We start from the raw sequence: 14586 nt of genomic DNA, 5'->3' as shown, positions 1-14586 counted from the left end.
CAGTTCGATTGGATGGAACAGATGGCGCACATGAATCAATTGCCCTCCTGCTCTATGGCGCGCCGCGAAGTGTACGAACGCTCAGGCGGGTATCGCACGCGCATGAAACGTAACGAGGATGCCGAGTTCTGGTGTCGTGTAACTTCCCTCGGTTTCAATGCAAGTAAAGTGACAGAAGCGGTCACTTACTTCCACAGAAATGTTGATAACAGCAAGGGCGCAATGGAGTGGAAAACAGAAGGTGGCGAACCGGACTGGACTGCCTGGTTTCCGTGGCGCATCGGGTCAAGCAATTATCGTGAAGCCGCGAGTATGTTGAAAGCAAATTCGGGCGAACATCCCAACCCGCATCTTGTACCATTCGGCGCGCAGGGACGGCCAAAGAACCGCCGTTTCTGGTATGTACACGACTACGCCTATCCGGTCGTCAGCATCATCGTTACTTGCGGCCCTCTGCATGAGCGGTATCTTCTTGACGCATTGGACAGCATACAGGCACAATCCTTCCCGGACTGGGAATGCATCGTGGTAAACGACACGGGTGTAGAATGGAAAAAGGACATCATGGGCGCACCCTGGGCAAAGGTCATAAACAATGCCAAGAACATGGGCGCATCCTTCGCCAGGAACGCAGGACTGCCTTATATTTCGCATCACAGCAAGTACGTGGTGTGGCTGGACGCTGATGATATGTGGATGCCGTGGTATCTTGATCGTATGGTAAGTTACGCTGAGATAAACTACGGCGTTATCTTCTCGGATATGGTACGGGACGACGGCGACAAACTGGAATATTATCATTATCCAGAATTTGACGCCAAGATGGTTCCAATCAAAATGAATTATCCAGGCTCCAGCATCTTGTATCCACGCAAAGCCATTGATGATATGTGGAAATTGCAAAAGTGTTGGGACGTTAATATTCCAGGCATGGAAGATTGGGATTTTCAAGTGGCAGTACATTCTCTCGGATATTGCGCTTATCGCGTGGATGAACCTCTGTTCGTATATCGAATGGTAAGCAGCACCAAGAGAGAGTCAGACTATGCTAAAATAGAATCAATACGTGCCTACATGGACAAGAAGTGGCATGAATATCGGAAGGAAGGTAAAGAAATGAGTTGTGGATGTGGCGCAAAGAAGAAAAGCAGTTCAAAACCTGCCGGCACAATGAGTTCGTCTGGAAATTTCGGTAGATTGGCCGAAGCACCGCCCGAAGCGGATGATACCGCAATGGTTATGATCCAGTACGTTGGACCCGTGGCAGAACCATTCACCATCCGCTCAGTTGTGAGACCTGACATCCTGTTCCGATTTGGCAATAATCCGCACCACTCAGTACGCGCTGTATTTCGTGGTGATGTGGATAGGTTGCTATCATTCTCGGACAGGAGCGGAGAGCCTATGTATCGCGTCATCCATGATGATAAATCGTTGGATGATAACAATCCCGCCGCGTTCGTTGGCAAGGAGATAAAAGAAATTGTCCCTGGTTGAGTTCATCGTGTACGCATTGGCGACCTGGCGCATCTCATCGTTGCTGGTGGATGAGCCAGGTCCGTTCCGTATGTTTATAAAGTTACGAAATATAGTGGGAATAACACACGACATGGATGACAACGTGGCGATGGTTCCTGATACGTTCCTCGCTGGCATCCTGTCGTGTGTGTGGTGTTGCTCGATCTGGGTGGGATTATTCTGGACGCTTATGTACTTCGTGCCTTACTCACTGTACCTTGCGCTTCCGTTTGCTCTGTCTGCGGTGGCGATAAAGTTTCACCCTTCTTAATAATTCTACCAGAACAATTCTCGCAGTCGCGCGGTTTATTCTCGTCCCACTCGGAGAGCAGGCACATTTGATTGCAATTCCGTCCACAATTAGGGCATTCACCCCAATTTCCGCCACAACAGGTGCATATTGGGTACTTATCTGTCGAATCCGGAGAAAACTCTAGAACAAAAGACGCGCCAGACATACAAATCAAACGAATTTCCTCTTTTTGTTCAAGGGTTAAAATACGCCCCAGTTCACATTTTACGCATTTCACAATTCGCTTCCTCGTTTATAATTACTTGACAACTTCCCACAACGTATCTTCGCCAATTATACGCAGTTGGGTTGTTTGATTGCCGTCTGCATCAACCGTCTCGACAAATTCCAACCTCGCTCCTATTGGCAATGTGTGAATACCACATATTACGATGGAAAACGTCTCGGTATTAATTATGGTTCTTTGTGCGCCCTCGCTCCAATCTGAATTGTAATAACTTACCGAAACAATTGTCCCTGCTGGATAAGTGCGGGTTTCTGTAACCATGTTAATTGGGTCGGGTTGTTCCGGCCAATCTACGACTAGTCCAGAAGTTGCGATAAACAAAACTGCCAGCAAAAATATTCCGAAAATCTTTTCTTTCATCTCATAATCCTTTCGCTAAAATTCCTTGACAACTTTTGTTACTTGATCTTCGAATGCACCGCATTCTATGAGTTTCTGTTCCGCTTCTTCAGCACTATCAAAATAGACGGGTTCTTCAGATAGTCTCTGAAAAGCATTCTTCCAACCAAATAAATATGGTTTTTGCGCCATATATCCACGTGGTGTTTTTAATATCCTGTATTTGCTGTAGTAATCCAAACCGGACAAATTTAATTCGTCTCTGGATATTCCCGATACAAATTGTGATGGTTTTAACTTTATATAAATAGGCGCACCACATTTTTTACAGGAATTCGAATTGTTTTCAATAGAAGTTCCACAATATTCACAATTCATAACAATCTCCTTTACGCGTCTAAAAGCAACCAGAAGCTTCTCGAAAGGCTGCAAATGCTAAAAGCACAAGGCTTACAAAAAGCGTAAGGCCTATAACAAACAAAAGCACACTAAACACAACATCATCTGTATTTTTCATTTTATTTCTCCTTTACTGTTATTATAAGCCCAACCTACACAGAAATCATAGTGACGAATGTCATATCTCCATGTGCAGATTGTAAGAAAATGACGTATAATATAACCATGAGCGAGTTACCCTTCCCGTGTCCAGCCTGCAACGAAGAAAACATGGTGGACATGGAGAACCTGGACGGCAAGCCTGTCAATAAGATAGTCACCGAACTGGGTTTCAACTGTACCAAATGTGATACATGGGTAAGGGTCTTATACACAACATGGTCGCTGGACACTGCGCTGATAAAACTGGCAAAGAAGTCACCGGAAAGCGCGGGCTACCACTACCACTTTGCAAGAACCCTCAGGAAAGCCGAGGGTGTTCAGGAGAAATATGGCGGTCTCTGAGATCAAGACATGGTTATCTTTGGAAGAATGGGCAGCATTGGTCGGGCTTAACCCCCTCCACTTTAACGGTCTGTCCAGCACCAAATTCAACAATAACGCCTGTGGATCGGTCTGGTTTCAATATTCATGGCAGCATAGCGACCGCGTTGGACGTGATGACCTGGCTATGGCTATTCAGGAAGCCGAACAGGAGATAAGCAAAGAGGTCGGGTACAATCTTGTGCCTGACTGGACTATCGAAGAAAGACTAGAATATCCGCGTCCACTTGTGCCGGGTTCTTATAACATAGCAGGCACGAACCCGCGCGGCATGTTCAAGTCGGTGGAACTCAGCAAGGGACATATCATCAGCGGCGGTGTTCGAGCCAAGACTGCCGTTGAATTAGGTTCTGCTGTAGTGCGTTCTGACCCGAACGGAGATGGATATTCTGAACTTTGTACCGTAACCGTTGCCACAACCGTCACAGACACCAACGAAATTCACCTTTATTATGTTGGCAAGTCGGGAGCAGACGCATGGGAGATACGCCCGATAGATGTAGTAATCAGCGTTGGAATAGCCACCATTACCTTCAAGTCGTGGCAGATCGTAGACAAAGATACTCTGGACGTTCTCGATGCCGACGCCGTAGACGGAGACGTGGCAGGTAGTTACGAAACCACCGTGGATGTGTACCGTGTCTATAATGACCCTGCCACACAAGTTCAGTTCATGTGGGAGAACAACACAGACCTGAATTGCTGCTCCACCTGCGCCGCATGTACACTTGGAACTGCTGCCGGTTGCTTCCACCTTCGGGATCCACGCCTCGGTTTCGCTGTACCTGCACCCGCTTCGTGGGATGCAGATACGGAAGCCTTCACGACTGGCGAATGGACAGAATGCCGTGAGCCAGACCAGGTGCGCTTCTGGTACTACTCTGGCTATCAGGACAAGCAGATTGACAGGTATAATGTCAGGATGTCGCCATACTGGAAGTACGCGGTTGCATTCTTCGCCGCCTCCAAACTTGACCGACCCGTATGCGGTTGCAGCAATGTTCAGCAATTCATTGACAAATGGCGCATTGACGTAATGGCAAACAAGTACAGCGACGGAACTGGAATGAGTATCAATGTCACACCTGAACAACTGGCTAATCGTCTCGGAAGCACATTCGGCGCATTGTACGCCTGGAAGCGCATCAACCAGAACGGCGTGAGGATTATTAAATAATAATATTTGCTAGTTTAAAGACGCTATATAAAATAAAACTATGCCAAAGTGGAGCTATAAGAGTTCAGATGCACAGCCTGTACATGGCATAATCTTGAGTGTCGAAGCGGGAGTCTCATGGCAAATATTATCTTATCCAACTTGAAAATGGAATGAAGATAATGGCTTCCACGATAGTTGAACAGGCGAATAGTACCAGTAATGCCATCACGATATAAGCCCCTTTTGTAAACATTTCATCAATTCTATTAGAACTAATAAGACGCGGATTTACCTTAAGTTCATCGGAGTTACTTGTTTCATTAATGATCTCTGGTTTTTCGTAACAATATTCGGACGCGTGTGTTACATCCATCTGGTCAAACGTACCGCCACATTTTGGGCAGTTTATTTCATCTTCTTGTGTGTAAGTTCCGCAATACGGGCATTTCATATTTATTCTCCAAAATAGTTACTTTCGTAAGATTTATGAGTGTGACCACTAAACCGCCCAGTATAATCCGGGCAAAACCACGTTTTACGAATTTCGTGTTTACCAGAATCTTCACTAAACTCGTTCAATAATTCTTTTTTCAGAACAGTTTTCTTCCCACACTTCTTGCAGTAATCTGGGTGGTAAGGATAACTGTCATCGTTGTGCCACCTATACATATGAGAACTTGCTCTTTTACATCCAGGACAATAACAATTATTTTTTTCAAATTCTGTTCCGCAATATTCACATTTCATAATAATCTCCTTTATTCCATTCTATAACCAATGCCTGCGCCCTGCAAGTGACGAATGTAATATTTCTGATGTGCATATTGTCAAAAAATGACGTATAATACAGGTATGGAAAAAATCATTCACATTGACGAGAAAGGGCGCAAATACGATGCCTTGAAAAGCGAAAGTGGCTTGGTCATTATCATTGGGCCGCACGAAGGCGTTGTAGATGCGCTTGGGTTGCCGGAACCATTTGCAACCAGCCTACACAACATATTACATGCGCGTGGTATATTAAATTACAAGGATGCCTGCAAGCCCCAAAATCTTCAAGGTGCATTGCAGGAAGCGTTATTGATAGACGCACAACGCCTGAACGAGGCATACTTTAGATATGAACAACAAGACGGAGGTACGCAATGACCGAAATAACTGCTTTGACTGGTTTGAACCAGCGTGTGTGGTACGTTGAAGGCGGGGTTCACCCTTCACGCTCACCGGAAATGCTGACGATGGGAAAATTTGGTGATCCATCCCACACCATCGGCGAAGACACCAAAATTACCGCACCTGACCCGAACAACTTTGGCAGGGATGTCCAGGTCGGGGTTGTATCTGGGAGCGAGGAACGCGCCACCTTTTCGATTGCCGGACGTTACGCAGTCGGCAAGGATACCCTTCTGGACTGGAAGAACCGCAAATGTCGAATAGACATTTTCGCCCTTTCAGGTCGCTGCGGAAATCCGCAGGACTTCTCCGAAGGCGGAGAAAAGTGGGTTTACTTCCCAGACGGGCGCGTAAGTTCCCATTCGTTTGAGAACTTCGGTGCGCTCGGCAAGGATGAGAACTCGCCCACCAACGGTTCTGTGGATATGTCCTCCGAAGATTACTGGGAGTTCTTGAAAATGAATCAGGAACAAAGCGGGTCGGCCTCCACCGTCCGCGAAATCTACACGGTGGACGTTTATCAGGGAGATTCTTGCGAAGATTGCCCGAACCCCTGTGACCGCGTTCTGGCTACAATGGCCGGTGCATCTGCCACCCCTGGTACACAACCCGTTCTCTTGTATTCAAGTGACGGTGGAGACACCTGGTCATCCCAGACCATTACAACCCTGTTCTCCAACGAAGTCGTGTCAGATGGCGTAGTCATTGGCGGGGACATCGTTTATGTATCTGCAACCTCCAATTCCATGCACTACACCGGAATCGAGGATCTGTATTCTGGCGTGAACACCTGGTCTGAAACCATCACTGGCTTCGTAGCCGCCAAGACCCCCAACGCCATCACATCATCCGATGCGCGCCATAACTGGATCGCTGCCAATGGCGGATACATCTACTTCGTCAAGAATCACAAGGTCGAAGCCGAAGTACAGGATGCCGGTGTCGCCACTGTCCAAAACCTGAATGCCATCCATGCCCACGACTCCGATAATGTCCTGACTGTTGGTAACTCCAATGCGGTTGTTTACACAACCAACGGCGGAGAAACCTGGCAGACCGTGACTGGTCCTGCGGTTGGTGTGAACCTGGGTGCTTGCTGGATGTGGGATGCAGACGCATGGCTGATTGGTGAAGGTGCTGGCGGAAACGGTAAACTCTGGCTCACTACCAACAAGGGCTACACCTGGTCACAGGTTGGATTACCCTCATCCACTTATGTGCGCATCTATAAAATCGTATTCGTTTCAGAAGCCGAAGGGTATATGATCGTCACCTCCGGTTCTCAGGGATACGTCCTGCGCACCATCACCGCCGGAAACGAATGGGATGTAATGCCACAGGGAAAGAAAGCCACCGCAATAGCCAATACCTACCTGCGTGACCTGACTGGCTGCTCGAAATACTCCAACACCGCTTATGCCGCGGGCTTGGCAAGTAACGGTACAGCCGGAATCATCCTGAAGATGGCTGCTTAAGTTCAGTAAGAAAGGAAGCGAGGAAGCATGAGTACAGATAAGAACGAACAAAAGACCATCCGTGCCATAGCGGATGTAAAGAAAGGCGCGCAGGACGAATTCACTCTTTCAAGTGGCGTAGTCCTGCGCGCTATGAAAGCCAATCCGTTGGTTTTGATAAACGTAATGGCAAGATATGTGCGCCCGAAACCACCCACGTTCTTCATGGAAGCGATGGGGCGCGAGATGGAAAACCCGGATGACCCGGACTACATCGAACGCGTCAAGGCGTGGGAGATAGAAAGTAACTCGCAGGTCTTGAACGCCCTGATCCTGCTTGGCACAGAACTGGTCAGCGTCCCGAAGGGATTGTCCAAACCGAGCGAGGATAAGTGGTTGAATAAGTATCGCGTGCTGGATATGCCGGTACATCCCGACAACGAAGATTGGCGTTATCTGACCTGGGTTAAATTCGTGGCTGCTCCTGACGAAAGCGACCTGTCTGTGATACAAGATGCGGTGGGTAGACTTTCGGGAATAGCGGAGGTAGACGTAAAATCCGCCGAGCAGTTTCCTGGGAGCGGTAGTTAATCAGGATAATTCCTTCCGCAACGTCACGGAAATAGAACTTGAACGCGAAATAAGCGCGGGAATACACCTGCGCTCTCTTGGGAACGGGATGATACCCGTTTTTGAAGAACAGGACATAAGGATAGAGAATCACATGAGCCTGACGGAATGGGATGAACTGCCTTACATGGAACGGGTTATGATAGTGGCGGTATCCCGCACCAAGCGGGCTATTAATAACCTGCAATCTGAAGCCGAAATAAACGAGAGTGAGAAGAAAAGCGCAAAAGGACGTAGATAAATGGCAACCGCGTTACCGAAAGCTGGCGTAGCATTAGTTGTAGAAGGACTGGCGTCTTTCAAGAATAAGATGGGGCAGGCTAACAACGTATTAGCCGCCATGAAGCCTAAAGCCGGTCTGCTGGAACGCGCCTTCAAGTCGCTGGGGAATACTATACGGGATTTTGCACACAATACTATCCAGAGGATATTGGTTATTGCGTTTGGCGTATTGGTCAGGGATGCAATTCGCAAGGTCATTGACGTTCTTGGGGAATTGGGTAGAGCCGTTATTGAGGGCGGTGACGCGTTCCAACGTCTTGAGATCCGTCTTAATCGTTTCAACATGAACGCCTTGAAAGATTCAGGGATGGAAGCCAACAAGATCATGGCAGAAACCATCCGCCTTACCAAAGAACAAATAGGGTGGACGTTAGACCTGGCCGGATTAACCATCTACGACGCCAAAGACATTGCCAACGCCTATTCACTGGCGCGTTCCTACGGTTTCGTGGATATGGAAGCGAGGGGATTAACAGAAGATATATTGAATTTTGTCAGCGGTATGGGTTTGACTGGTATGCAAGTCGAACGTATCGTCACCAACCTGGGACAAATGGTGCAGCAGGGAAAGATAACCGGAACAGAACTGCGTGACCTTGCGCGCGGTTCGCTTGTGCCTGTTAATAAAATATTGGGGATAATCGCTGAAAGTATGGGCATGACCACCGACGAATTGAATAAAATGCGCAAGGCAGGTACGACTGATCCGCAATGGTTTGTTCAGGCATTCGGTCAATTTGTTGGCGAAGATTTTGAAAGTGCAACCGAGGACATGGCAAAATCGTTCACCGGAGCGATGGATAACGTCAAAGATATATTCGTCAGCAGACTGAGCGCGATGGTATCCAGTCCAATTATGAGTAAGTTGGGCGAAAAACTATCTTCTATTCTCCTGGGTTTTTATAAAGGCAAGACTATCAAACCGGAATTTGCCAAATCCTTTGAAAGAATAGGAAATTCCCTTGTTAGGATCATAGATAAACTATTTGCGTTGCTTCCGGGAGTGAATAGTATCGCCGACGGTATCATTAAAATGCTTCAGAACATGGCGGGTTGGTTGGAACGCAACGAAGGTAATATCGTCAACTGGATCAGTAGTGCCATTGACTTCATGGGTCAGTTGGCGTACTCGATCAAGACAGAAGTGATACCGTGGATAACGAATAAACTCCTACCTGCGCTTGATAGATTTGGCAAGTGGTTCAGCGAGAACAAAGGAACGATACTCAGCGTCCTGAAAACAATTGGGGTTACGTGGCTGGTATGGCAGGGCGCGCTCATAGTGATAAGACTAATAATTGGCGCACTCATGGTCTTTGTTGGATGGTTGGGCGCAATTGCTTTGAAACAAGCGGCTTTCAAGGGTTTTGGAGAAGTATTAAAATTTATTGGAATTACCATCACGGGGTTGTTAGGTCCAATTGCGTGGGTTGTTGCGGCAATCGCGGCTGCTGCAATTGCATGGGGCGCGTGGGGATTATATATGTCCAACGTAGGCAGAAACCTTGTTGAAAACATAAAAGGATATTTCAACGATTTTGACTGGAGTACACTTGGTTCTCGCATGATGGAAGGTATCAAAACCGGACTTATGATTGGTTCGCTCGGTTTATTCGGTGTAGTTATATGGATTGCCAAAACAGCCATGAGCCTGTGGAATTCATTTTTCCAGATGAAATCCCCATCTAAACTTATGGAAGAATCCGGCATCAACATCATGGCAGGACTTTCAAAAGGCATGGCGAAAGGTGCTGGATTGGTCGCTAAAGTAACCACTTCTACGGCCAGCGCAATTGCAAATGGATTGTCTGGTAAGGCGGGAACTGGTTTCGGGGTTTCGTCATCCGCCACAAAGAATTACTTAAGTCCGGTTGGCGAGGTGATGCGCAGTAAACTGGATACAACCACCGGCACAGACCCATGTGCCAAAGGCGGCGTAGCATCCTGTCTGGCAGATTCGGTAGGCAGTGCCATCGGCGGAGCATTGGGAGGTACTGGTTCTGGTCTTTTAGGAATGATCGGAAACCTGGGAACAGAACTAAAGGATATGATCCGTGGTTATGCCACAGAGGACTTGAAGAATGCCAGCGAGTTCTACGATACTGGTAAAGAAGAACTGGCACGACTTGTAGCCATGATAGCCACAACCCCGACCGTTTACGAAAGGGTCAAAGACGATATTACCAAACTGAATACCTACGCCACCGAGGATTTGAAGAATAAAAGCGCATTTTTCGTTTCGAGTGTGCAGGAGATACAGAGATTAAATAACGAGAGAGCAAAATCTTCGACCGATATATTCATTGCCAGAGTTGTAGAGACCAACAATGCAGCCGAATCAACTTTATTGAGCAATTCAAAATTTGTCATTGACATGATACAGGTGCTTATTAATGCCGCCCTGACAAAAATAAACAGTGGAAGTATTTTGCCTCAACCTACAAGCAATGGCACGCGCACGGTTGTCCCTATATATAGGGCAAACCCGTCTTCGCTGATGCCTTATATGGTCAAGGGGATGAGTATGTCAAAAACGACCAACGTGACCAACAACTTCAATAACTCTCAGGCTGGCAAACGCGTCTCTTTTGACTACGAAAATTCCCAGTTCTGGGTGTAGGTGATACATGGCAGACCTGAGTATTCTTGTTCCAGAAGCGACCACAAACTACATCAAGAACCCATCCTTTCGTTTTGATATAACTGATTGGATCGCGGACAACGCGACCATTACGCGCGTCCTGGATTATGCCCGTTTTGGGATTGCATCCCTTAAGGTTGTCACAAATTCAGCAATCCGGGCAGGCGTTTATTATCGCGTCAATACTTTGGGTTCTGTCAGCAGCACCGTCACGGTGAGTGCTTACGTGCGCGGGACGGGACATATCCGCATTCGGCTGGCGGATGATGTATCTGCAAAAGAATGGTCGTCCAAAGAAACTGTTCTGGAAACCGACCGCTGGCAACGCATCTTTATCTCCGGTCGTTGTTCGGACAGCAACGACGTAAGGGTATATATTGAATCTTATGGCGTGAATACACAGGCTATTACGTTCTACGTGGATGCGGTACAGATGGAACTCAAGCCATACGTCACAACCTATTGTGATGGAACACGCCCAGGCTGCCGATGGAACGGGTTGTATGACGAAAGCACATCCTATAGAAGCCCATACACGCGCGAGGGCGGACGCTGGGTGATGGTGTCCGGTGCATATCGCGAGCAAGAAGATGTTTATATGACGGTCGTATCCGGTCTGGGTGTTGCCCCCATCCAGAACAACAGACAGTCGTATGCCATGTCGCCAGGCGGGTTTCTGGATAACGTCAAGATACAGGAGAGACCGATAACCCTCCAATTCCACGTCAAGCACAAATCCGTGGCGCGTACCTGCAAACAAGCATTATCTCTATCAAAACTGCACGAACTGCGGCAGATGTTGATTGACATCATCAAACCAGATGCAACCGGAGGCAACGAGCCATTCTGGATAGAATATAAAGACGGAGATATTCCTGTCTATGCCCAGGTATATTATGACGGCGGATTGGAAGGGGAATGGGACATCCGCAATCAATGGGCAATGGACTTTCAATTGAGATTGTTGGCAACCTCCCCGATGTTCTATGAGGATGACCAGGACATTGCTCAAATTGATTTCAAAGATACGGCGCGGTTCAATGGTATTACAGGGCGCATTGACGGAGAATGGAACGGCATGAACTCTGGAACTTTCGGAACAGCCACAGACGGTTCGATCAGTGACATCGAGATAGGCAAGAAGGGTGAGATATATATTTGTGGAAAGATAAGCACGGTGAACTATAGTGCCGGAGCGATTGATCCGATGCTTCCGTGTTTCAATGCTGCCTACTATAACGGTACGCAGTGGTACAACCTTGTATCTGCCATATTGCCAGCCGATGCGCTTACGATAATAAACGATATGGCGATTGCGCCCAACGGCGATGTGTACGTGACCGGAAGATTTACAAATATCGGTGGAGTTGCGGCAGTCAATATCGCCAGGTGGAACGGTGCGACCTGGAGCGCGCTTGGTACGGGTTTGAACGATGATGGTCTGCACGTACAGGTTGCCCCCAACGGAAATGTGTATGCCGCCGGAAAATTCCATAGTGCCGGAGGCGTGACATCCTACCACATTGCGCGCTGGGATGGAAGTATGTGGCACAAGATGGGCGCATACACAGGTTTGAACGATGAAGTGTACTCAATGGCAATTTCTCTGGACGGAACAACGGTTTACGTTGGCGGGATATTCACAGACCAATACTCATTGGCTGGTAATGCCATGTTGAGAGTAGCCAAATACACAGTATCTTCAGACACATTCTCCGCTATGGGAAGCGGTTTCAATGGAACAGTACGCGAGGTGGTCATCTCTCCATCCAATTACGTGTATGCCTGTGGAGATTTTACCCTGTCCGGTATCGCAGCCATGAAGTACATCGGAAAATGGAATGGGTCAATGTGGGAGCAACTCGGCAATGGATTGACGGGTGGCATTGCACTCTCTATGGATATATCGAAAGACGGAAACGTTGTAGTGGTAGGTGAATTCACCGAAGCCAGCGGTATCACCATGAAAAGGATCACATTATGGAATGGTTCAACCTGGGCAAGTATAGACCTGTTGCTCACTTCGGGTGGAACACCAAGTCCGATAGCCGTCAAATACAACGGTGATGACATTATCGTAGGCGGTTCTTATTTCAACACAACCAGCCTGTCGTCTTTCTTTTCCGGCATCACCTACGTTAATAACGATGGAACAGCCGAAGTGCGACCCATCATCTACATAAAAGGGCAGGCTAAATTACGCTACATCGAGAACCAGACCACAAAAAAGAAAGTCTGGTTCAACCTGGATATTCTGGTGGACGAGGAAGTATTCATTGACTTTGGAACGGGAAGGTTCTATTCCACAGTACGCGGTGATCTGTATTATTCGATTGTGCCAGGTGGTGATATTCATGCCTTCACGCTCATCCCCGGAGAGAACAAAATCGCCGCTTTTATGTACAATGACGTGAGTGCCATCATGTACCTGTCTTACACGCCTACCCACTGGTCGGCAGATAGTACACAGGCGGGAGAAACCTTCTAATGCCTGCCAGCCTCAAGATACTGGTTCCCGAGGCGACCGTAAACTTCATCGAGAACCCCGCGCTCAGATACAACACAAACGGATGGAACGCATCCGGTTCGGTCATCACGCGTGTTCTTGACTACGCCCGTTTCGGGATTGCATCCCTTAAGGTTGTCACCTCCGGTTCTGTCATCTCCGAAGGTGCATATTATCGGGTCAATTATCTTTCTGGAACATATGATATCGTCACCATAAGTGCTTATGTACGCGGTGCTGGCTTTGTGCGTATCCGCCTGACGGATAGTGGAAGCGGCAAGGAATGGAGTTCAAATTCTGCACAACTTCGGGATGAACGCTGGACGCGCATATCTGTATCGGGCAGGATAGAGGGCGGGAATGACGTGCGCCTGTATGTGGAAACCTACGAAAATACAGCCAAAACGAGGACGTTCTATGTGGACGGGGCGCAGATGGAGATCAAACCTTATGCGACTTCTTACTGTGACGGTTCGCGGGACGGATGTCGATGGGATGGTATCGATCCCGGAAAGTCTCTAAGAGAAGCGTATACGCGTGAGGGCGGACAATGGAAGAATGTAATTGGGATTGAACAGGAACTTGAAAACCTGTACGCAACTATGACAACGGGTTTTGGAATGGATGAGATTGTCAATAACCGTCAGCAGAACGCATGGATGCCGGGCGGATTTCTGGACAACATCAAGAAGAATGAACGCTTGTTGTCCATCATTTTCCACGTCAAGAACAGGGACTTTTCGCGCCCGTGTGATAGGGATTTATCTCTCAGACGATTACACGACCTGCGCCAGATGTTGATAGATATTATCAAGCCGGATGGCGTTGGTGGAAATCAGCCATTCTGGATAGAGTACCAGGATGGCAGTATTCCAGTTTATGCCAAAGTCTATTACGATGGCGGGTTGGAGGGAGATTGGGATATCCGCAACCAGTGGGTGATGGATTTCCCATTGCGCCTGATGGCTACTTCCCCCATGTTTGTTGAGGATAACCAGCAGAGCGCGCAGTTCGACTTCAGCGACACGAAGATATTCAGCGGAGTGGCAGGACGCATTGACGGTGCGTGGAATTACCTGAACGGCGGAATATGGAACAACTATGAGCCTGCCGCCGTGCCAAACGATACAGTGGACGGGACTGTGAAAGACATGCACATCGGAACGCGTGGCGAAGTATATGCGGTGGGAAGATTTAAGTTATTAAATTATAATGGTGTCCTCTCTCCCAATGTGGCTGCTGATTGTGCCGCATATTGGGATGGGTATAAATGGACGGCGTTTTAGGAGGTTGACATGACCAGAGTATGGACAGAGGGTTGGGAATTCAAAGATATGATCGGTTATTGTATTGGTTCGAGTTTTGGAGGACCAATTGTTGATATTTCTACAACCATCAAACGC

General features: G+C 47.8%; 13 protein-coding genes. 10 read left to right on the top strand and 3 right to left on the bottom strand.

The window, feature by feature from the left end:
• A partial coding sequence (locus tag WC734_06300; GenBank protein MFA6198727.1) for a glycosyltransferase occupies window positions 1-1497 on the top strand: 1497 nt, incomplete at its 5' end.
• Window positions 1498-2069: 572 nt separating this feature from the next.
• Here WC734_06300 and WC734_06295 read toward each other — a convergent pair.
• On the bottom strand, window positions 2070-2417 hold the full coding sequence (locus tag WC734_06295) for a hypothetical protein (protein MFA6198726.1): 348 nt from the start codon (window positions 2415-2417) through the stop codon (window positions 2070-2072).
• Window positions 2418-2432: 15 nt separating this feature from the next.
• Window positions 2433-2774: a hypothetical protein gene (locus WC734_06290; GenBank protein MFA6198725.1), complete on the bottom strand. Its 342-nt coding sequence runs from the start codon at window positions 2772-2774 to the stop codon at window positions 2433-2435.
• Between the two features lie 246 nt (window positions 2775-3020).
• On the opposite strand from WC734_06290, the gene WC734_06285 reads away from it, so the two are divergent.
• Together WC734_06285 and WC734_06280 are read left to right on the top strand one after the other, a co-directional pair.
• Complete coding sequence (locus tag WC734_06285; GenBank protein ID MFA6198724.1) at window positions 3021-3299, top strand: hypothetical protein; 279 nt, start codon at window positions 3021-3023, stop codon at window positions 3297-3299.
• Window positions 3286-4515 (top strand): hypothetical protein, encoded by a 1230-nt coding sequence (locus tag WC734_06280; GenBank protein MFA6198723.1) that lies wholly within the window; start codon window positions 3286-3288, stop codon window positions 4513-4515. Before WC734_06285 ends, WC734_06280 begins: the two co-directional genes overlap by 14 nt.
• Before the next feature lie 127 nt (window positions 4516-4642).
• Here WC734_06280 and WC734_06275 read toward each other — a convergent pair whose 3' ends face one another.
• A complete protein-coding gene (locus WC734_06275; protein ID MFA6198722.1) occupies window positions 4643-4870 on the bottom strand; it encodes a hypothetical protein in 228 nt (75 codons plus the stop codon).
• Between the two features lie 479 nt (window positions 4871-5349).
• Between WC734_06275 and WC734_06270 the strand changes: the two genes are divergently transcribed.
• The 7 genes from WC734_06270 to WC734_06240 all read left to right on the top strand — a co-directional run bounded on the left by WC734_06270 (window position 5350) and on the right by WC734_06240 (window position 14469).
• Window positions 5350-5646 (top strand): hypothetical protein, encoded by a 297-nt coding sequence (locus tag WC734_06270; GenBank protein MFA6198721.1) that lies wholly within the window; start codon window positions 5350-5352, stop codon window positions 5644-5646.
• On the top strand, window positions 5643-7145 hold the full coding sequence (locus WC734_06265) for a hypothetical protein (protein MFA6198720.1): 1503 nt from the start codon (window positions 5643-5645) through the stop codon (window positions 7143-7145). Before WC734_06270 ends, WC734_06265 begins: the two co-directional genes overlap by 4 nt.
• A 27-nt stretch (window positions 7146-7172) precedes the next feature.
• A complete protein-coding gene (locus WC734_06260) occupies window positions 7173-7715 on the top strand; it encodes a hypothetical protein (protein ID MFA6198719.1) in 543 nt (180 codons plus the stop codon).
• A 133-nt stretch (window positions 7716-7848) separates the two neighbouring features.
• Window positions 7849-7995 carry a hypothetical protein gene (locus WC734_06255; GenBank protein ID MFA6198718.1) on the top strand — a complete coding sequence of 49 codons (147 nt, stop codon included), beginning with the start codon at window positions 7849-7851 and terminating at the stop codon, window positions 7993-7995.
• Window positions 7996-10656: a tape measure protein gene (locus tag WC734_06250; GenBank protein MFA6198717.1), complete on the top strand. Its 2661-nt coding sequence runs from the start codon at window positions 7996-7998 to the stop codon at window positions 10654-10656.
• Between the two features lie 7 nt (window positions 10657-10663).
• Complete coding sequence (locus WC734_06245; GenBank protein MFA6198716.1) at window positions 10664-13165, top strand: hypothetical protein; 2502 nt, start codon at window positions 10664-10666, stop codon at window positions 13163-13165.
• Window positions 13165-14469 (top strand): hypothetical protein, encoded by a 1305-nt coding sequence (locus WC734_06240; protein MFA6198715.1) that lies wholly within the window; start codon window positions 13165-13167, stop codon window positions 14467-14469. The genes WC734_06245 and WC734_06240 overlap by 1 nt, the downstream gene beginning before the upstream one ends.
• The last annotated feature ends 117 nt before the right edge of the window (window positions 14470-14586 follow it).

Source organism: Patescibacteria group bacterium (assembly GCA_041661625.1).
Taxonomy (GTDB): Bacteria; Patescibacteriota; Patescibacteriia; order JAHIZJ01; family JAHIZJ01; genus JBAZUB01.
This window is presented reverse-complemented; position numbering and strand designations above follow the sequence as displayed.